This is a genomic window from Stenotrophomonas sp. Ker107b (assembly GCF_053847245.1).
This window is the reverse complement of sequence record NZ_JBSPHX010000001.1, coordinates 414,891-434,977: the sequence shown is the minus strand read 5'-3', so window position 1 is coordinate 434,977 and position 20,087 is coordinate 414,891. Positions and strand designations below refer to the sequence as shown.

Here is a 20,087-nt window from a genome sequence, read left to right as displayed (position 1 = left end):
CCCATGTCGACCCAACCCCCGCACGACGATACCGCCCCGGAAAACGTCAACCCACCGCCGCCGACCGACGCCGCGCCCGCCCCTGCGCCGGCAGCGGCCATTACACCGTCTGGCGCGCCCAAGTACCTCAAGCCGAGCCTGCGTGCCGTGATCATCATGATCGCGATCGCCCTGATCGGCATCGCGCTGATCCTGCGCGCGTGGTCACTGTGGCCGTTCGAGACGTCCCGGGTGACCACCGACAACGCCTACGTGCGCGGCCAGATCACCGTGCTCGCCCCGCAGGTCAACGGCTATGTCACCGAGGTGCTGGTCAAGGACTTCCAGCACGTCAAACAAGGCGAACCGCTGCTGCGCATCGACGACCGCATCTACCGCGAGAAGGTCGTCCAGGCCGAAGCCGACCTGGACAGCGCCAAGGCCGCGCTGGCCAACTCCGACCAATCCCAGGCGCAGAACCGCGCGCAGATCCAGGCCGCGCAGGCCAACCTGTCTGCTGGCCAGGCCGAGCTCTCGCGCTCGCGTACCGAACTCAAGCGCTACGAAGAACTCGCCGACCAGCAACTGGTCGCCCTCAACGACCGCGACAAGTTCCGCACCACCACGCAATCGGCGCAGGCCAGCGTGCTGCAGTCGCAGGCCCAGATCCGCATCGCCGAAGAAACCCTGACCTCCACCCAGGTCGCCCGCAAAGGCCTGGAAGCCCGCGTCGAGACCGCCCAGGCGCAGCTGGAACTGGCGAAGATCGACCTCGCCAACACGGTGATCCAGGCGCCGCGCGACGGTCAGGTCAGCGAAGCCTCGGTGCGCCTGGGCCAATACGTCACCGCCGGTTCGCAGCTGCTGTTCCTGGTGCCCGATGCCCTGTGGGTGATCGCCAACTTCAAGGAAGGCCAGACCTGGAAGATGCGCATCGGCCAACCGGCCACCTTCTCCGTGGATGCCTTCGATGGCCAGAAGCTGCACGGCCACATCGAACAGATCGCCCCGGCGACCGGCTCGGAGTTCAGTGTCCTGCGTCCGGACAACGCCAGTGGCAACTTCACCAAGGTCGTCCAGCGCCTGCCGATCCGCATTTCCATCGACCCCGATCAGCCGCTGGCACCGCGTCTGCGTCCGGGCATGTCGGTGATCGTCAAAGTGGATACCGCTGCGGAAGGGCGCGAATCGGCCGAGGCGAAACCGTAACGCGCCCGCGCGCAGAACGCCAACGCCTTTCCCCACCCCAGTCCGAAACCGTCGGGAAGCGAGTTGGGCAGCCTGGAACGGGACCGTTGGAGCGGCATGGATGCCGCTCACGAGCCCCCACGGATGGGTTTACGGCGCGTCCCGCTCCAGGTTGCCCGGCTCGCTTCCGCAGCGGGAAACAGAGTGGCTGCTTCACATCTGCTCTCGCGCAGAAACGAAAAAGCCGCGCATATGCGCGGCTTTTCGACGTCAACAGCGTACCGACCGACGGTCGGTACCTACCCCGCACAGCGCGCGCACAGGCCATGCACTTCCAGCGTCTGCGCCTGCGGCTGGAACCCCAGCTCCTTCGCCCGCTTCTCCAGCTGGCTGACAATCTCCTTGTCCTCCAGCTCCACCGCGCTGTGGCAGCTGTTGCAGATCAGGAACGGCACCGAATGCTGCGCACTGCTCGGATGGTGGCACGCCACGAACGCATTCACCGATTCCAGCTTGTGCACGAAGCCGTTGGCCATCAGGAAATCCAACGCGCGGTATACCGTCGGCGGAGCGTCGGCACCGACGCCCTTGCCGTTGCGCACCCACTCCAGCAACTCATACGCCTTGACCGGCTTGCCGGCCTCGGCGATCAGGCGCAGTACGTTCGCGCGGATCGGCGTCAGCCGCAGCCCGCGTTCCGAGCACACGCGTTCGACCACCTTCACGAAGTCGGAGGCGTCGTGAACGTGATGGTGCGGAGCGGTACAAGCGGTCTTTGCGGACATGCGCGGTCTCCTGTGGTCAGGCCGTCGGTACTTTAGTGAGTGCGACCTCGATGCGTTTCAAGGCCTCTTCACGCCCGGCCAGGAACACGGTCTGCGAGATGTCCGGGCTGACCTGGGTGCCGGTGATGGCCACGCGCAGCGGCTGCGCCACCTTGCCCATGCCGATCTCCAGCGCCGTGGCCACGTCGTGCAGTGCCGCCGAGACGCTCTCCACCGTCCATTCCCCGGCCGCGCCCAACAGCTCGCGGGCCTTGCCCAGCGCCAGTTCCGCGCCCGGCTTGAAGTGCTTGGCCACCGCGGCTTCGTCGTACTCGGTCAACGGCTGATACCAGACCACCGCCTTCTCGGCCATTTCCTTCAGCGTCTGCACACGATCGCGCAGCGCCACCACCACGTCCGCCGGCGCCGGACCGGCGTTCAGATCCAGGCTCAGCTTGTTCAGCTGGTAGACCAGATGCGGGGCGATGTCGGCCGGCGCTTCAGTCTTCAGGAAGTGCTGGTTGACCCAGCCCAGCTTGGCCATATCCAGGCGCGCGGCCTTGGAGTTGCAGTTGGTCACATCAAACAGATCGATCAGCTCCTGGCGGCTGAACAGCTCCTGGTCGCCATGCGACCAGCCCAGGCGGGCCAGATAGCTCAGCAGCGCGTCGGGCAGGTAGCCGGCGTCCTTGTACTGCATCACGTCGGCCGCGCCGGTGCGCTTGGACAGCTTGGCGCCCTGCTCGTCCAGGATCATCGGCATATGGCCGAACTTCGGCACGGGGGCGCCGATGCCCTCGTACAGATTGATCTGGCGCGGAGTGTTGTTGATGTGGTCGTCGCCGCGGATGACCTCGCTGATGCGCATGTCCCAATCGTCCACCACCACCGCGAAGTTGTAGGTGGGGAAACCATCTGGGCGGAAGATCACCATGTCGTCCAGCTCGCTGTTGGCGATCTCGATGCGGCCCTTGATCAGGTCATCGAACACGACCGTGCCCTCGAGCGGATTCTTGAAGCGGATCACGCGGTTCGGGTCGTCCTTGTACGGCAGGCCCAGGTCACGCGCAGCGCCGTTGTAACGCGGCTTTTCCTGCTTGGCCATGGCGGCCTCGCGCATCGCGTCCAGCTCTTCCCTGGTTTCGTAGGCGTAGTAGGCCTTGCCCTGCGCGACCAGCTGCTCGGCCACTTCCAGGTAACGGGCCACGCGCTGGGTCTGGTAGATCGGGCCTTCGTCATAGCCCAGGCCCAGCCACTCCATCGCCTCCAGGATCGCGTCGATCGCGCCCTGTGTGCTGCGCTCGCGGTCGGTGTCTTCAATGCGCAGCACGAATTCGCCGCCACGGTGACGGGCCTCCAGCCAGCAGTACAGCGCCGTGCGGGCGCCACCAATGTGCAGGTAGCCGGTGGGACTGGGGGCAAAACGGGTGCGGCAGGTCATGGAGGGCTCAGGGCGGGAAACGGAATCCCGGCAATTTTACCTGTCCGGGCCGGACCCTGCCTAAATCGGAGAATCCCTACAGTCTGCTGGGCGTGGACATGGTCTGATGGTGGGATTGTCCGCTTTTCATCCATCGACCATGACAACTGCCCGCTTTGAGCCGCCGTCACTGCGACATGCCGCTACCCGCGCCGCCACCGCCCTGATCCTGCTCGCCGCACTGGGGGCGTGTTCTGCACCGGGCACCGACGGCGCGGCGGCTGCTTCGGTGGCCACAAACCCACCCGCCCAGCAGGCGCTACCGGCGGACGTGGGGCCCAGCGCATCCGCGCTGCCGCCCGGCACGTCCCCTTCGGGCACACTCGCTGGCGTACAGACGCCAGCCGTCAACGCCTCGGCGGCAGCCGGCGACACGGAACGGGCGCTCGGCCTGGCCGATGGCCTGTCTTCGGATGCGCTGCGGCAGTTGCTCAATGACGGCCCGCGCTTCGACCAGGCCATGGCGGCACTGGACCGCGCCTACGCCACCGATGGGGACGCGCAGGACGTTCGCAGCAGCTATCAGCACGCCTTGCAGCAACGGCTGGGCACCGGCCCCGACGCGCCGCGACTGAGCCGCCTGCAATGCGGCATTTCCCATTGTCTGGGCGAGGTCACCGGCACGCTGGAGAATCCGTCCGTGCTGTTCGGGGCACCCCGTGATGCGGTAGGCCGCCAGTTGCCGGTCAACGAAGCGATGGTGCGCAGCATTCTCTCCGCAGAAGGCGGGCCCACAGGCTACCGCCTCGCCTTCTCGCTCGATCCCACGCCCCGCACCGGGCCGTCGACGGCCCGGTAGACCCTGCCTCAGGGCGTCAGCAACGGCTTGCGCGGCAACTTTTCCTCGCGCATCGCCGCGTTGTAGACGAACGAGGCCACGATCGCGGCGGCCTGCTTCAGGTCCTCCGGCTCGGCGTGGTCCCAGGTGTCCAGGTTGCTGTGGTGGACGTTGGTGAAGTAGTCCAGCCGATCCTGGATGAACTGGAACCCGGGCAGGCCGACGCGATCGAAGGCGATGTGGTCGGTGCTGCCGGTGTTGCGGGTCGCCACGGTGGTGGCGCCCACGTCATGGAACGGGGCCAGCCACGCTTCGAAGATCGGCACCGCGGCCAGATTCTCCTGCGCGTAGATGCCGCGGAAACGGCCCGAGCCGTTGTCCATGTTGAAGTACGCCGAGAACTTGTCGTAATCGCGCTGGCGCTGCAGGGCGCCGGTGGGTTCACGCATCGAGGCCGGCAACGTGAGCTGCGCCGGGTCGGTCGGCTCGGGGTAGCGCGCGAAATGCTTGGACACGTAGTCCTGCGAACCGATCAGCCCCTGCTCCTCGCCACTCCACAGCGCCACGCGGATGGTGCGCTTGGGCTTGGCACCCACCGCCTTGAGGATGCGCATGGCCTCCATCATCACCGCCACGCCGGCCGCGTTGTCGGCCGCACCGGTGCCGGTGTGCCAGGAATCCATGTGCGCGCCGAGCATCACGATCTCATCGGCCTTGCCACTGCCGCGGATCTCGGCCAGCGTGTTGTAGCCCGGCTGGTCCTGCGTATCGGTGAAACGGGCCTGGACATTCACCCGCAGCTTGACCGCCTGTTTCTGGTCCACTGCACGCACCAGCTGGTTGTAGTGCTCGGCCATCATCGCCAATTCGGGCACGCCGACCGGTTCGCCGGCCTTGCGCGAGCCACCGCCACCCACACGGATGATGCCGTTGTCCCAGCCGCTGATGCTGATCGTGGCCAGCACGCCCTGCTCGGCGAAGAACGCATTGGTGGCGCGGATCAGTTCCTGCTTCTCCAGGTATTCCTTGGCCTTCTTGGCACGGTCTGCCTTGGCATCGGCAACGTCCTTGGGCACCGCGAACACCTGCAGCTCGGCCAGGCCGGCGTCATCGTGGCGGTGCGAATCAGACTTGGTGGCCCGTTCGTAATCGCGCGCATCGTTGAGCAGCAGGATCCTGCCGGCGATCTTGCCCTTGTACTGATCCAGATCGGCGAGCTTCTTGATCTCGACCTTGATCACCTCACCCTCGACCGGGCCGTTGGTGCCCGGCGTCCAGGCCTTCGGCAGCGCATACAGCGGCGCCACGCGCGGGCTGAGCAGTTCCACGCTGGCGTTGCTGAACTCCCAGCCGCGACCGAACGCATCGAAGGCCTCGTCATGCACGTTGACCAGGCCCCACTCGTTGAACTTGCTGCGGGTCCAGGTGTTGGCCTCGCCCATCGCGGGCGAATTGGTCAGGCGCGGGCCGATCTGCTCGGTCAGATGGCTGAAGGTCGCCATCACCTGCGACCGGTGGAAGGCTTCCTGGCGGATCCGGCTGACCATGTCCAGGTCCACCGTTTCCTTCGTCTGTGCATCGGCGACGCCGCTCAATGCCAATGCCACGCTCAACATGCCCCACTTGAACACGATTACCCCCGCCCTTCGGACAGACCACGAACAATCCCCGAGTCTATCGAGGGTGGCCCGCGCGCCCCCGGGCCAAGAGTCATGGTCATTCCATCCAGCCGTACCAGAGCTGGCCACGGGAAGGCAGTACCAGCAGCCAGCGGCTGCGGTCTTCCGAGGCGCTGGCGTAGACCGCTGCATGCGCCGGCCAGCCCGCAGGCAACCCGCGGATGCCGACCTCACGCAACGCCTGTGCACCCTGACGCCACGGCCGATAGTCGCCACACCAGTGCGGCAGCGGCAGGCGCCCGCGCGCCTGCCGTGCCTGTTCCAGAAAGCGCAGCCCGTGCACGGTGATCGCCTCGCAGGTGGCCGGTGCCAAGCCGAAACGCAGCAGCCCCGGCGCTGCCGGCACCCCAGGCAGTGCCCTCAGCGGTGACGGCCATCCCGAGGCCTCGCCCTCCAGCAGCGAGGCCACCTCCAGCCGGGCGGGCAGCGCCCGGCGCACACGTTCGTGCAGACAGCGGTGCAAGCTCATGTCCGTTCCTCAGCTCAGCCGCGCGCCGAGTTCGTACCAATCGACCCGGCGGGTCACCCACATCACCGCGGCCAGCACGCCGAACAGCAGCAGCGAGCCCATCAGCAGCGCGTTGTTCTCCGAGATCAGCAGCCCATACAGCGCGCCATACAGGGCACTGAGCATCACCGCAAAGCCCAGGCCGCGTTTCCAGCTCTTCAATACGCCGGACAGATACACGGTCTGGATGCCGATGCACGCCAGTGCCGAGAGCGCATAGGCCTGCCAGAACGCGATGTGCTCGGAGAGGCTGAGCAGCAACAGGAAGAAGATCGCCAGCGCCAGGCCGACCATCAGGTACTGCAGCGGGTGGATGCGCAGCTGCTTGATCAGTTCGAACAGGATGAAGCCGACGAAGGTGAGCAGGATGAAGAGGATGCCGTACTTGCTGGCGCGGTCGGCCTGGGTATAGACATCGACCGGATTGACCAGCTCCACGCTCACCGCTTCGGCGTCGATGTCCGGGCGGTTGCGCAGCTGGTGCTGGGCACGCGAGGCCAGCGAGGACACCGCCCACTGGGCGTCGAAACCCTGCGCGTCCACCTTGCGTTCGTTGGGCAGGAAGCTGCCGCCGAACAGCGGGTGCGGCCACGGCGAGCGCAGCGCGATGCGGCTGTCATCGCCCACCGGCACCACCGACAGCGACCGGGTGCCATCCAGCACCAGCTCCAGTTCGACCTTGCTGCCCTTGAGCACGCCACCCCGTTCATCCGCCAGGCCCGGCAAGCCGACATGCAGGCCGGTGCCGATGCCACTGACGCCGCCGGCATCGGGCAACAGCGTCACCGCGTTGCCATCCACGCGCAGGTTCGGCGAACCGACCAGGCCGCGCACATCGGCGATGCCCACGGTCAGGAAGGGCGTGCCATACACGCGGCCTGCTTTCACCGGGTAGTCGTCATCGGCGAACGCGGCGCTGATCGTGGCCTTCCAGCTATAGACCGGCACGCGGAACAGGCCGACACGGCGCTCGTCCGGCTGCATCACGCCGTCCACCGTGAGCGTGGCCGGCATCTGCAGCCACTGGCCCTGCTCGACCTGCTTTTCCTTCTTCTTGGTGCCGGCCGCATCCACCACCTCGACCTCGCGGGTCTCGGTCCACGGCACCACCCGGATCGGGCCGGTCAGAATCTGCGCGCCGGCGCGGCTCTGCGCGACGCGCTGGTAGGCCTCGTCGCGGTACGCCTCACGCTCGCGGATCACGCCCTTGATCAGGCTCAGTGGAATCAGCAGCAACAGGATCAGCCCGCCGACAATGGCGAACCGCAACAGCATCTTCAGGGATTTCATGACCCGTCCTCGGTTGGGAGGGGGCCAGCTTCCCGCGCGCCGGTGTGCGGGGTTTGTGCCGAATTTGAAGTCTGTGTGAAGTGCGGCAGCGATCAGCGCCGCGGCGGTACCGAGGGCAGGCGCGACGGCAGCCACAACACCGCCTGTGCACCGCCGTCATCGCGGTTGCGCAGGCTCACACGGCCGCCGTGCAGGCGGGCCACTTCCTGCACGAACGACAGGCCGAGGCCGGAGCTGCGCTGGCCGGTGCCCGGTCGCGCCAGGGAATAGAAGCGCTCGAACACGCGATCAAGCGCGTAGTCCGGCACGCCACTGCCGCGGTCGGCCACGGTCAGTGCGATGCCCTCGCCTTCCGCACCGGCACCGAGCGTGATGGTGCTGCCGGCCGGTGAGAAGGCCACGGCATTCTCCAGCAGATTGTTGAGTGCCTGGCCCAGCAGATAGCCATCGCCCTGCACGCTCTCGGCCTGCGCCTCCACCGCGATCGTGACCCCGGCGGCCTGCGCACGCACCGCCACCGCGTCGGTGGCGGACTGCAGCAACGCCGCCAGTGCAAGCCGCTCGTGCTTCTGCAGCCAGCCGTACTGCTCCACCTCGGCCAGCGCCAACAGCTTGTCGATGGTTTCAGTGAGGCGCTGCGCCTGGCCTTCGATACTGCGGGCGAAATGCGCCCGATCCGCGTCCGGCAACGGCTCCTGCAGCAGTTCGGCCGCGCCGCGGATCGCGGCCAGCGGGCTCTTCATTTCATGGGTCAGCGATTGAACGTACTGCTCGACGTAGGCCTTGCCTTCCAGCTTGCGGCGCATGGTTTCCAGCGCCTGGCCCAGGTCACCTATCTCATCGCGGCGCGGCTTCGGCGGCGGCACCGGTTCACCGGCGCTGACCGCCTTGGCATAGCGGTTGAGACGGTTCACGCCGTGCATGAGCCACGCGGTCATCAGCAGGCCGATCAGCGCTGAAAGGCCGATCAACCACGCACCACGCTTCATGATGGCGCGCTGGCTGGCCGCGATGAACGGATCGATGCTCCGATTGGGCTGGGCCAGGCTGAGCACACCGATCAAGCGGCGCCCGTCGGCCGGATCGAAGATCGGCGCGGCCACGTGCATCACCGAGTGGGTGTCGTCGCCGGGCGTCTCCGGGCTGGAGCGCGCGCCGTACTCGCCGCGCAGCGTCCGGTAGACATCGTTCCAGCGTGAGTTGTCGCGCCCCACATCGCGGCCGGTCGAGTCGTACACCACGATGCCCTTGGCATCGGTGATGGTGACCTGGTAATCCAGCGTACGCTTGGGAAAACGCCACACCATCGCCTTCGGGTCGCGGCGCTTGGCGCGCGCCAGATCGGCGACGAAGCGGCCGTCGCGGATGTGCCCGGCCTTGAGGTCGGCCGCGGCCATTTCCGCCAGCACGTTGGCTGCATCGACCAACGTGGACTCCATCGCCTGGCGCACGCCGGGCTTCACTTCGTTGACGAAAATGCGCATCACGAAGAACGCGGCGATACCCACGATCAGGAAGAAGCCCAGGAACAGTTTCAGGCCCAGCCGCATGCCTACACCTCCAGTGCGTAGCCCAGGCCACGGTGGGTGCGGATCGGGTCGGTCTCGGCGCCCGCGGCACGCAGCTTGGCGCGCAGGGTTTTGACGTGGGTATCCACCGTGCGGTCGGCGCTGTCGGCGTCGCTGTCCCAGCCGCGGTCCATCAGCTGGGCGCGGCTGAGGATCGCGCCGGGGCGCTGCAGCAGGGCCGCCATCAGTGCGTATTCGTAGCGGGTCAGATCCAGCGGCTGGTCACCGAAGCGGATCCGGCTGCCCTCGCGGTCGATCGAGAAGCGGCCAAGCTGCTGCCAGCCGGTGGTGTCGGCAGGGGCCGCGGACCGGCGCAGGCGCGCGCGCACCCGCGCCACCAGCTCGCGCGGCGAGAACGGCTTGGCCATGTAGTCGTCCGCCCCCAGTTCCAGGCCGAGCACCCGGTCGAACTCGTCATTGCGGGCGGTCAGGAAGATCACCGGCACCTCGCTGAAGGTGCGCAGCGTGCTACAGACCTCGAAACCGCTCATGTCCGGCAGGCCGACATCCAGCACCACCACATCGAAGGCGTGCTGGCGCAGCCGGGTCAGCGCCTCACCGCCCAGCAGGCAATGCTGGGCGCCGTAGCCTTCACTGCGCAGTGCATACAGAACGGTATCGGCGATGGCGGTTTCGTCCTCGACCACCAGGACGTTGTGCAGGGGGTGGCTCATGCGCGCAGCATAGCCGCTGGGCCCGCCGCCCCGTACACTGCGCCGATGAATTACCGCCACGCCTTCCATGCCGGCAACCATGCCGATGTGCTCAAGCACATCGTGCAGCTTGCCCTGCTCGACACCTTCAAGCGCAAGGACAGCCCGTTCTTCGTGCTGGACACCCACGGCGGCGCAGGCCGCTACCTGCTGGCCAGCGAGGAAAGCCGCAAGACGCTGGAGGCCGAAGACGGCGTGATGCGCCTGATGGCCCAGCCGCAGCTGCCCGCGGTGGTGGAGCGCTACCTCAAGGCGGTCCAGGCCGACAACCCGGTCGGGGCGATGATCAGCTACCCCGGCTCGCCGCTGCTGACCGCCCAGACCCTGCGCGAGCAGGACCGCATGGCCGTCTGCGAAGTGCAGGATGCCGAAGCCACGGCGCTGAAGGCACTGTTCGCCCATGACAGCCGGGTGGCCGTGTATCACGCCGATGGCTATGCCCAGAACAAGAAGCTGCTGCCGCCCAAGGCCAACGGCGTGAAGATCGGCCGTGGGCTGGTCCTGATCGACCCGCCCTACGAGGGGCAGGACGCCGAGTACCAGGCCATCCTGGCCTCGGTGACCGAGATCCTGGGCCGTTGGCCGCAGGCCAGCTTTGCGATCTGGTTCCCGATCAAGCAGCGCCGGACCATCCTGCATTTCCTGCGCAAGGCCTGTGCCCTGCCGGTGAAATCGGTGCTGACCGCCGAGCTGCTGATCCGCCCGGACGACTCCCCGCTGCGGCTCAATGGCAGCGGCATGCTGCTGCTGAACCCGCCGTGGCAGTTCGACCAGGTCCTGGCCCCGGCCATGCCGGCGCTCAAGCAGCACCTGGGCGAGGCCGGCGCCTCGACCCGCCTGCAGTGGCTCAAGCAGGCCGAATGACCCCCTTCAGGCCAGGCCGGGATCCCGGCCTGGCCGACTCCTCCCGGCCGGATCGACGTGAGTGATCCGTTCACGGAACGCTGCACCCGGGATGCGAGAATCCTGAGACCACCAAGGAATCACCGGTATGGCTACCCGTAACCGCATGCCGCCCTGGCACGAAATTTTCAAGGCACCCAGTGGCCACGAGCTGCTGATCCGCCCCATCCGGCCGGAAGACGGCCCGCCGCTGCATGCCGCCTTCAGCCTGTTCGGGCCGGAGGAGATCCGCGACCGTTTCCTGCAGTCGGTGACCGAGCTGTCGCCGGAAACCACGCAGCGCCTGACCCACCCCAATCCCAAGAGCGAAATCACCCTGGTCGCGGCCGAGTCGCTGCCCGCCGGTGAAGCCGTGGTGGGTGCGGTCGCGCGTGCCTCGATCATCCCCGGCACCCGCGAGGCCGAATACGCGATCCTGGTCAGCCGCTTCCTGGTCGGCCAGGGCCTGGGCCGGCAGCTGATGCGCAAGCTGGTCAAATGGGCGCGCGGCAAGTACCTGGATCGTCTGTACGGTGATGTTGCCGAAGAGAACGAGCCGATGAAGCAGCTGGCCGCCTCGCTGGGCTTCCAGCCGATCCCGCACCCGAACGGTACGCCGGGCCTGGTGCGCATGGTGCTCGAACTCGACAGCTGATGACGGGCGGCCGGGCACTGCCCGGCCGCTGCCGGATGACGCGGCCGCCACGCTGCGGTCTGCTAAAATCGACGGTTCATGTCACGCACCTCCTATCCCGTTCCGCCGCTGCCACGTCCTGGACAGCTCCGCGCCTGGTGGCGCGCTCCCGCTTCGGCGACAGCGCTGGCGTGGTACATCGCCCGCGCGGCACAGTCGCACGACGGGCCGTTGCTGGTGGTCGCGCGCGACAACCACGGCGCGAACCAGATCGAAGCGGATCTGCACACCCTGCTGGGCAGTGCCGGCGACGTGCCGATCGTGGCCTTCCCGGATTGGGAAACCCTGCCCTACGACGCCTTCAGCCCGCACCCGGACATCATTTCCCAGCGCCTGGCGGCGCTGCATGCCCTGCCGGCGCTGAAGCGCGGCATCGTGGTGGTGCCGGTGCAGACGCTGCTGCAGCAGTTGGCCCCGCTCAAGTACGTCATCGGCGGAAGCTTCGACCTCACCGTGGGCCAGCGCCTGGATCTGGACGCGGAAAAGCGCCGCCTGGAATCGGCCGGCTACCGCAACGTGCCGCAGGTGATGGACCCGGGTGATTTCGCCGTACGTGGCGGCCTGCTCGATGTCTACCCGATGGGGGCCGAGGCGCCGCTGCGGGTGGAACTGCTCGATGAAGACATCGATTCGATCCGCGCGTTCGATCCGGAATCGCAGCGCTCGCTGGACAAGGTCGAGGCGGTGCACATGCTGCCCGGCCGTGAAGTGCCGCTGGATGATCTCAGCGTCTCGCGCGTGCTCAACACGCTGCGCGAGCGCTTCGATGTGGATACCCGGCGCAGCGCGCTGTACCAGGATCTCAAGGCCGGTATCGCGCCGGCCGGCATCGAGTACTACCTGCCGCTGTTCTTCGACAAGACCGCGACCCTGCTCGATTACCTGCAGCCCAACGTGCTGCCGGTGCTGGCGCCGAACGTGTTCGATGCTGCGGCCGCCTTCTGGGCGCAGACGCAGAACCGCTACGAGCAGCGCCGCCACGATGTCGAGCGCCCGCTGCTGGCGCCGGAAGAGCTGTATGCCAGCCCCGAGCAACTGCGCGCCACGCTCAACGGCCTGGCCCGCGTCGAAGTCTGGCCGCTGGATCACGACCGCATCGGCGATGCACAGCCGCTGGGCGACCAGCCCCTGCCGCCGCTGCCAGTGGCCGCACGCGATGCCCCGGCTGCCGAGGCACTGAAATCCTTCATCGGTCATTATCCGGGCCGCGTGCTGATCGCCGCCGATTCCGCCGGCCGCCGCGAAGCCCTGCTGGAAGTGCTGCTCGCCGCCGAGCTGAAGCCGCCGGTGGTCGCCGATCTGCCCGGCTTCCTGGCCGACGACAGCGTCCGCTTCGGCATTACCGTGGCGCCGCTGGAAGACGGTTTCGCGCTGGAAAGCCCGCCGATCGCGGTGCTGACCGAACGTCAGCTGTTCCCCGAACGCGCCGGCCAGCAGCGCCGCAGCCGCCGGGCCGGGCGCGAGCCCGAAGCGATCATCCGCGACCTCGGCGAGCTCAGCGAAGGCTCGCCGATCGTGCATGAAGACCACGGTGTCGGCCGCTACCGCGGCCTGATCGTTCTCGATGCCGGCGGCATGCCCGGCGAGTTCCTGGAAATCGAATACGCCAAGGGCGACCGCCTGTATGTGCCGGTCGCCCAGCTGCACCTGATCAGCCGCTATTCCGGTGCCTCGCCGGAAACCGCCCCGCTGCATTCGCTCGGTGGCGAGCAGTGGACCAAGGCCAAGCGCAAGGCGGCCGAAAAGGTCCGCGACGTTGCCGCCGAGCTGCTGGAAATCCAGGCGCGTCGTCGTGCCCGTGCCGGCCTGGCGCTGCATGTGGACCGTGCGATGTACGAGCCGTTCGCGGCCGGGTTCCCGTTCGAGGAAACGCCTGATCAGCTGGCCGCGATCGACGCGACGCTGCGCGATCTGGCCAGCAGCCAGCCGATGGACCGGGTGGTCTGCGGTGACGTCGGCTTCGGCAAGACCGAGGTCGCCGTGCGCGCCGCGTTCGCCGCCGCCAGCGCCGGCAAGCAGGTTGCCGTGCTGGTGCCAACCACCCTGCTGGCCGAACAGCACTACCGCAACTTCCGCGATCGCTTCGCCGATTGGCCGCTCAAGGTGGAGGTGCTGTCGCGCTTCAAATCCACCAAGGAGATCAAGGCCGAACTGGAGAAGGTCGCCGCCGGCACCATCGACGTCATCATCGGTACCCATCGCCTGCTGCAGCCGGACGTGAAGTTCAAGGACCTCGGTCTGGTCGTGGTCGATGAGGAGCAGCGCTTCGGTGTGCGCCAGAAGGAAGCGCTCAAGGCGATGCGCGCCAACGTGCATCTGCTCACCCTGACCGCCACGCCGATTCCCCGCACGCTCAACATGGCCATGGCCGGGCTGCGTGATCTGTCGATCATCGCCACGCCGCCGCCGAACCGGCTGGCGGTCAAGACGTTCATCACCGCCTGGGACAACGCGCTGCTGCGCGAAGCCTTCCAGCGCGAACTGGCCCGTGGTGGCCAGCTGTACTTCCTGCACAACGATGTGGAGAGCATCGGCCGCATGCAGCGCGAGCTGGCCGAGCTGGTGCCCGAAGCACGCATCGGCATCGCCCATGGGCAGATGCCCGAGCGCGAGCTGGAGCGGGTGATGCTGGACTTCCAGAAGCAGCGCTTCAACGTGCTGTTGTCGACCACGATCATCGAATCGGGCATCGACATCCCCAACGCCAATACCATCATCATCAACCGCGCCGACCGCTTCGGCCTGGCCCAGCTGCACCAGCTGCGTGGCCGCGTGGGTCGCTCGCACCACCGGGCGTACGCCTACCTGGTGGTGCCGGACAAGCGCGCGATGACGCCTGATGCCGAGAAGCGCCTGGAGGCGATCGCCTCGATGGACGAACTCGGTGCCGGCTTCACCCTGGCCACCCACGATCTGGAAATCCGCGGTGCCGGCGAGCTGCTCGGCGAGGACCAGAGCGGCCAGATGGCCGAGGTCGGCTTCAGCCTCTACACCGAGCTGCTGGAACGTGCGGTGCGCAGCATCCGCCTGGGCAAGCTGCCGGATCTGGATGCGGGCGAAGAAGCACGCGGTGCCGAGGTCGAGCTGCATGTGCCCGCCTTGATCCCCGACGCCTACCTGCCCGACGTGCACACCCGCCTGACCCTATACAAGCGCATCAGCAGCGCGCGCGACAGCGCTGAGCTGCGCGAACTGCAGGTGGAGATGATCGATCGCTTCGGCCTGCTGCCGGATGCGGCCAAGCACCTGTTCGCGATCGCCGAGCTCAAGCTGCAGGCCAATGTGCTGGGCATCCGCAAACTGGAGCTGGGCGAAAACGGCGGGCGCATCGTGTTCAACGCCAAGCCGGAGATCGACCCGATGGCGGTCATCCAGCTGATCCAGAAGCAGCCCAAGCTGTACACGATGGATGGGCCGGACAAGCTGCGCATCAAGCACCCTTTGCCGCTGCCGGAAGACCGCTTCAGCGCCGCCAAGGCCTTGTTGCTGACCCTCTCCCCGCGCTGATTTCACGCCTGGCGCCGGTCGCCAGGCGCTATCGTTCGATGGGCAGGCGCCACGTGGCCGCCTGCCCGACCCCGGCACTGACGGCCGGCCATCCGACCCCACGTGACCGCCCCCATGTTCGACGATGCCCCTTCGCAGGTCTGCTCCATCGATGCGCTGTCGATGTCGTTGCAGATGCGCGACCAGTACACCCGTTTCCACTGCGACCGGGTCGGCCTGCTCGGCGATCAGCTGGGGCGCCTGTGCGATCTGGACGACACGCAGCGCGCGCATCTGGCGCTGGCGGCCCGCTTCCATGACATCGGCAAGATCGGCATTCCGGACAACGTGCTGTTGTATCCCGCGCGCCTGGACGACGCGCAGCGCGCGATCATGCGTACCCACCCCGAGCGCGGTGAGCGCATTTTCGCCACCACCGGGCGCAGCGACGCGGCCGAGGTGGCGCGGCTGATCCGCAGCCATCACGAGGCGTTCGATGGCAGTGGTTATCCGGATGGCCTGAAAGGCAGCGACATTCCGCTGGGCGCGCGCGTGCTCACCATCGTCGATGGCTACGATGCCATGACCACCACCCGCCCCTACCGCGGCCCGATGCCGCATGCCAAGGCGATGGGCATCCTTGCCGAGCAGCAGGGTGGCCTGGTGGATCCGGAGGTGTTCGGCCTGTTCACCCGGATGATGGCCGCCACTACGTAGTCTCCGCTGGGGTTTGCCGCGAGCGTGCTGGAAAAGAAAAACCCGGCGTTCGCCGGGTTTTCCGTATCACTCAACCGCGTGCGATCACCAGATCACAACGCGCTTGTCGTCGGCCCGCACCATCGCATCGCCGGCCTTGCACTCGAACGCCTGCGCGTACGCCGGCATGTTCGACGGCGCGCCGTTGGCACGGAAGTTCGCCGGGGCGTGCGGATCGGTGTTCAGACGCACGCGCAGCTCGCCTTCATTGAAGTTGCGGCGCCACACGGTGGCCCAGTTCATGAAGAAGCGCTGGTCCTGCGAATAACCGTCCACCTCGACGTTGGCCTTCGGGTCTTCCTTCAGCGCCATCTGCAGCGCGTCGTAGGCCACGGTCAGGCCACCGAGGTCGCCGATGTTCTCGCCCAGGGTCAGCTTGCCCTTCACGTTCACGCCGGGCAGCGACTCATAGCCATCGAACTGCGCGACCAGCTGGTCAGTACGCTGGGTGAAGGCGGCACGGTCGCTGTCGGTCCACCAGTTGTCGAAGTTGCCGTTGGCGGCGAACTGGCTGCCCGAGTCGTCGTAGCCGTGCATCATCTCGTGGCCGATGACCGCACCGATGCCGCCGTAGTTGAGCGCCGGATCTGCCTTGGCGTCGAAGAACGGCGCCTGCAGGATCGCCGCCGGGAACACGATCTCGTTCTTGGTGGCGTTGTAGTAGGCGTTGACGGTCTGCGGGGTCATGCCCCACTCGGTCTTGTCGACCGGCTTGCCGATCTTGTTGAGCATGAAGCGGTAGTTGAACGTGCGCGCGGCCTGCATGTTGCCCAGGTAGCTGTCGCCGTTGGTTTCCAGGCCCGACCAGTCACGCCACTTGTCCGGGTAGCCGATCTTCGGGGTGAAGCTGGCCCACTTCTCCAGTGCCTTCTTGCGGGTGTCTTCGCTCATCCACTCCAGCTTCTCCAAGCGCGCCTTCAGCGCCACCGAGAGGTTCTCCACCAGGTGCTGCATCTGCACTTTGGAGTCGGCCGGGAACACGGCGTCGACATACATCTGGCCCAGGCCTTCACCGATGGCGCCGTTGACCGACTCCAGCACGCGCTTCCAGCGCGGCTGCATTTCCTTCTGGCCACGCAGGGTGGTGCTGTAGAAATCGAAGTTGGCCTTTTCGAAGGCGCTGCTCAGGTACGGCGAGGCGTCATCGATGGTGTGGAAGCGCAGGTAGGCCTGCCAGGTGGCGGCCGGTACGTCGGCCAGCATCTTGTCCACTTCACCGAAGAAGCCCGGCTGGGCCATCGAGAACTTCTGCGCGGCCGGCACCTTCAGGGTGTCGAACAGGGCGGTCCAGCTGAAGTTCGGGGTCAGCTTGTCTGCGTCCGCCGCGCTGACCGGGTTGTAACGCTTGGCGGGGTCACGCATTTCGATGCGCGACATCGAGGCCTTGGCCAGACGCGTTTCGAAGTCCATCACGGCCTTGGCCTGGGTCTTGGCCAGCTCGGCATCGACGCCGGACAGGGTCAGCACCTGGGCGATGTAGGCAACGTACGCGTCGCGGATCTTGGCCTGCGAATCGTCGAAGTAATAGCCCTTCTCCGGCAGGCCGAGGCCGCCCTGGCCGACATAGGCGATGACGTTGGCCGAATCCTTGTAATCAGCATTGGCGAACAGCGAGAACAGCACGCCCTGGCCCACCGCCTGGCTGTCGCGCAGGTACTGGGTGATGGCGGCGGTGTCGGTCAGCGCGGCGATCTTGTCCAGCTGCGGCTGCAGCGGGGTGATGCCGGCGGCGTCGATCTTGGCCTCGTCCGAACCGGTCTTCCAGATGTCACCGATCTTGGCTTCCACCGTGCCGGCCTTGGCCTGGCTGGCGGCGGCCTGCTGCACCAGCGCGTGCTGCACTTCCAGCGAGCGCTCGCGCAGGATTTCGAAGCTGCCCCAGGTGGTCTGGTCGTTCGGGACCGGGTTGGCCTTGAGCCACTTGCTGTTCACGAACCCGTTGAGGTCGGTACAGGCGGCGATGGCGGTGTCCAGATCGGCAGTGTTGAGCGAGATCAGCGCGGTCTTGATCTGCGACTGATCAAACGCCGGCTTGGCATCGGCGGTGGCGGCAGGCGCGGTATCGGTCTTGCCGCAGGAGGCCAGCGACACGGCGATGGCGGCGGTCAGGCCCAGCGGGACCAGCTTGGAAAACTTCATTCGACTCTCCGGCTACAGATGGATGCATCACCCGGATCACGGGCAATCGGTCAGCGTAGCGCGGGAGGGGACCGGGCGGACCGGCCAAAGGTCACACCATCGCGCAGCGGCAGAGCCACCCCATGGGTGGCTGCAGGAAGCCGGCGTCGCGTGCAGCCACCCATGGGGTGGCCCTACCCGCGGGGGTAAAGAAAAGGCCGGCTTGCGCCGGCCTTTCGTTGTTATTTCGCCTTGCCTTGGTTCGCCACGGCCTCAGCGGCCTTGCGTGCCGCTTCCGGGTCGCCCAGGTAGCGGAACGACTGCACCGTCAGGTCGTCGTTGAGTTCGAACAGGAGCGGGATGCCGGTCGGGATGTTGAGTTCCAGGATGGCCTCCTGCGAAACATGGTTGAGGTACTTGTACAGCGCGCGCAGCGAGTTGCCGTGGGCGGTGACCAGCACGGTCTTGCCGTCCTTGAGCTGCGGGGCGATCGAATCGAACCAGTACGGCAGCACGCGGTCCAGCGTGGTGGCCAGCGATTCGGTGCCCGGCAGGGCATTGCGGTCCAGGCCGGCATAGCGGCGGTCGTGGATCGGGTGGCCCGGGTCCTCGATGTCCATCGCCGGCGGCGGGATATCGTAGGAACGGCGCCAGATCTTGACCTGGTCCTCGCCGTGCTTGGCGGCGGTCTCGGCCTTGTCCAGGCCCTGCAGGCCACCGTAATGGCGCTCGTTCAAGCGCCAGCTTTTGCTGACCGGCAGCCAGTCCTGGTCCAGCTCGGCCAGGGCACCCTGCAGGGTGTGGATGGCGCGCTTGAGCACCGAGGTGTGGGCGACATCGAACTGCAGGCCTTCTTCACGCATCAGGCGGCCGGCGGCGGCAGCCTCGCGGCGGCCCTGTTCGGTCAGTTCCACGTCCACCCAGCCGGTGAAGCGGTTGTCCAGGTTCCACTGGCTCTGGCCGTGGCGCAACAGTACGAGTTTCCGGGTCACTGCAGTATCTCCGACAGATGGCAAGGCAGACCCGCATTGTAGCGGCAACCCTGCCCTGCCCGTCCGCGGTGGGGCCGCCGGTAGACCTCAGGGATGCGGATGCCCGTGATGACCCTGCGCGTCCGGCGCGGCGCGGCGGCTGTCGTTGCTGTGGTGCGCATGGCCGGCATGATCATGGGCGGCGTGGTCGTGCCCGACATGGTCATCGGCATGCCGGTCGCGCGGGCTGCCCACGCTGCAGGGATCGCCGCAGTGATCCGTCTCGATCTGCAGGGTCACATGGTCGATGCCGTACTGCTCGTGCAACCGGGTGCCCAGCTCGCGACGCAGGCGATCGGCATCCACGCCGGTGCCCATCACCACGTGCGCGGTCAGTGCCGGGGTGCTGGAAGCCAGCGCCCATACGTGCAGGTCATGCACGTCCAGCACGCCATCGTGTGCGCACAGGGTGCCGCGTACCGCCGCGACATCCATGCCCTTGGGCACGCCCTCCAGCAACACGTTGATCGCCTCGCGCATCAATACCCACGTGCGCGGCAGCACCCACAGGCCGATCAGCACGGCCAGGATCGGATCGATCGGCTTCCAGCCTGTCCAGCGGATCAGTAGTGCGCCCACGATCACGGCGACCGAGCCGAGCATGTCCGCCCAGACTTCCAGATACGCACCTTTGACGTTGAGGCTCTCGCCGCTGCCGGCGCGTAGCAGGCGCATCGAGATCAGGTTGATGACCAGCCCGAACACCGCGATCGCCAGCATGCCGCTGGAGGCAATCTCCTGTGGCGCGCGGAAACGCTGCACCGCCTCCCACAGAATGTAGCCGGCCACCAGGAACAGCATGCCGCCATTGATCATCGCACCGAGCGCTTCCAGCCGCGCGTAGCCGTAGGTGCGCTTGGCATCGGGCGGGCGCCGGCTGAGCCGGACCGCGACCAACGCGATCATCAGCGCGAGCGTGTCGGTGGCCATGTGCGCGGCATCGGACAGCAGCGCCAGGCTGTTGGTCCAGAACGCACCGATGACCTCCACCAGCAGGAAGGTCGTGGTCAGGCCCAGCGCCCACCACAGCGGTTTCTCGTGGCGGATCTCGCTGGGCAGATGGTCGTGGTCGTGACCCATGAAAGCTCTCCTGGACAATGCCGGCAGGGTAAGCAGCGCCTCGCGCGGAGACTATTACACTTGGCGCGGCGTTCAGTGCGCCGTTCACCCGCT

Annotated in this window: 16 protein-coding genes; 6 read left to right on the top strand and 10 right to left on the bottom strand. The window is 67.0% G+C overall.

Annotated features, from left to right (window positions below; genetic code table 11):
- Positions 1-3 precede the first annotated feature (3 nt).
- Positions 4-1,188 carry an HlyD family secretion protein gene (locus tag ACWV8V_RS02140; protein WP_455898827.1) on the top strand — a complete coding sequence of 395 codons (1,185 nt, stop codon included), beginning with the start codon at positions 4-6 and terminating at the stop codon, positions 1,186-1,188.
- A 278-nt stretch (positions 1,189-1,466) separates the two neighbouring features.
- Here ACWV8V_RS02140 and ACWV8V_RS02135 read toward each other — a convergent pair whose 3' ends face one another.
- Together ACWV8V_RS02135 and gltX are read right to left on the bottom strand one after the other, a co-directional pair.
- The gene (locus ACWV8V_RS02135) at positions 1,467-1,952 is read right to left on the bottom strand and encodes a Fur family transcriptional regulator (RefSeq protein WP_019184450.1); all 486 of its coding nucleotides are present in this window, start codon (positions 1,950-1,952) and stop codon (positions 1,467-1,469) included.
- A gap of 16 nt (positions 1,953-1,968) precedes the next feature.
- The gene (gene gltX / locus ACWV8V_RS02130; protein WP_455898826.1) at positions 1,969-3,372 is read right to left on the bottom strand and encodes a glutamate--tRNA ligase; all 1,404 of its coding nucleotides are present in this window, start codon (positions 3,370-3,372) and stop codon (positions 1,969-1,971) included.
- A gap of 106 nt (positions 3,373-3,478) precedes the next feature.
- On the opposite strand from gltX, the gene ACWV8V_RS02125 reads away from it, so the two are divergent.
- Positions 3,479-4,210 (top strand): hypothetical protein, encoded by a 732-nt coding sequence (locus ACWV8V_RS02125; protein WP_455898825.1) that lies wholly within the window; start codon positions 3,479-3,481, stop codon positions 4,208-4,210.
- An 8-nt stretch (positions 4,211-4,218) separates the two neighbouring features.
- Here ACWV8V_RS02125 and ACWV8V_RS02120 read toward each other — a convergent pair whose 3' ends face one another.
- The 5 genes from ACWV8V_RS02120 to creB form a co-directional block, all read right to left on the bottom strand.
- Positions 4,219-5,805 (bottom strand): M28 family metallopeptidase, encoded by a 1,587-nt coding sequence (locus ACWV8V_RS02120; protein WP_455899592.1) that lies wholly within the window; start codon positions 5,803-5,805, stop codon positions 4,219-4,221.
- Positions 5,806-5,905: 100 nt separating this feature from the next.
- Positions 5,906-6,337 carry a hypothetical protein gene (locus tag ACWV8V_RS02115; RefSeq protein WP_455898824.1) on the bottom strand — a complete coding sequence of 144 codons (432 nt, stop codon included), beginning with the start codon at positions 6,335-6,337 and terminating at the stop codon, positions 5,906-5,908.
- Positions 6,338-6,346: 9 nt separating this feature from the next.
- Positions 6,347-7,666, bottom strand: a complete 1,320-nt coding sequence (gene creD / locus ACWV8V_RS02110; RefSeq protein WP_121041389.1) for a cell envelope integrity protein CreD — start codon at positions 7,664-7,666, stop codon at positions 6,347-6,349.
- Positions 7,667-7,758: 92 nt separating this feature from the next.
- Positions 7,759-9,216 carry a two-component system sensor histidine kinase CreC gene (gene creC, locus ACWV8V_RS02105; RefSeq protein WP_455898823.1) on the bottom strand — a complete coding sequence of 486 codons (1,458 nt, stop codon included), beginning with the start codon at positions 9,214-9,216 and terminating at the stop codon, positions 7,759-7,761.
- Positions 9,217-9,218: 2 nt separating this feature from the next.
- The gene (gene creB / locus ACWV8V_RS02100) at positions 9,219-9,908 is read right to left on the bottom strand and encodes a two-component system response regulator CreB (RefSeq protein ID WP_455898822.1); all 690 of its coding nucleotides are present in this window, start codon (positions 9,906-9,908) and stop codon (positions 9,219-9,221) included.
- Positions 9,909-9,953: 45 nt separating this feature from the next.
- Between creB and ACWV8V_RS02095 the strand changes: the two genes are divergently transcribed.
- The 4 genes from ACWV8V_RS02095 (at position 9,954) to ACWV8V_RS02080 (ending at position 15,726) form a co-directional block, all read left to right on the top strand.
- On the top strand, positions 9,954-10,811 hold the full coding sequence (locus ACWV8V_RS02095; RefSeq protein WP_282263631.1) for a 23S rRNA (adenine(2030)-N(6))-methyltransferase RlmJ: 858 nt from the start codon (positions 9,954-9,956) through the stop codon (positions 10,809-10,811).
- Between the two features lie 127 nt (positions 10,812-10,938).
- Positions 10,939-11,484 (top strand): GNAT family N-acetyltransferase, encoded by a 546-nt coding sequence (locus ACWV8V_RS02090; RefSeq protein ID WP_019184458.1) that lies wholly within the window; start codon positions 10,939-10,941, stop codon positions 11,482-11,484.
- 78 nt (positions 11,485-11,562) lie between these two features.
- A complete protein-coding gene (mfd, locus tag ACWV8V_RS02085) occupies positions 11,563-15,030 on the top strand; it encodes a transcription-repair coupling factor (protein ID WP_455898821.1) in 3,468 nt (1,155 codons plus the stop codon).
- Between the two features lie 114 nt (positions 15,031-15,144).
- On the top strand, positions 15,145-15,726 hold the full coding sequence (locus ACWV8V_RS02080) for an HD-GYP domain-containing protein (protein ID WP_259260099.1): 582 nt from the start codon (positions 15,145-15,147) through the stop codon (positions 15,724-15,726).
- Positions 15,727-15,810: 84 nt separating this feature from the next.
- Here ACWV8V_RS02080 and ACWV8V_RS02075 read toward each other — a convergent pair whose 3' ends face one another.
- The 3 genes from ACWV8V_RS02075 to ACWV8V_RS02065 form a co-directional block, all read right to left on the bottom strand.
- The gene (locus ACWV8V_RS02075; RefSeq protein ID WP_455898820.1) at positions 15,811-17,904 is read right to left on the bottom strand and encodes a M13 family metallopeptidase; all 2,094 of its coding nucleotides are present in this window, start codon (positions 17,902-17,904) and stop codon (positions 15,811-15,813) included.
- Between the two features lie 221 nt (positions 17,905-18,125).
- Positions 18,126-18,875 carry a 2,3-diphosphoglycerate-dependent phosphoglycerate mutase gene (gene gpmA / locus ACWV8V_RS02070; RefSeq protein WP_259260097.1) on the bottom strand — a complete coding sequence of 250 codons (750 nt, stop codon included), beginning with the start codon at positions 18,873-18,875 and terminating at the stop codon, positions 18,126-18,128.
- An 87-nt stretch (positions 18,876-18,962) separates the two neighbouring features.
- Entirely contained in the window at positions 18,963-19,994 is a 1,032-nt protein-coding gene (locus ACWV8V_RS02065) for a cation diffusion facilitator family transporter (protein WP_455898819.1), read from the bottom strand.
- Positions 19,995-20,087: the final 93 nt, after the last annotated feature.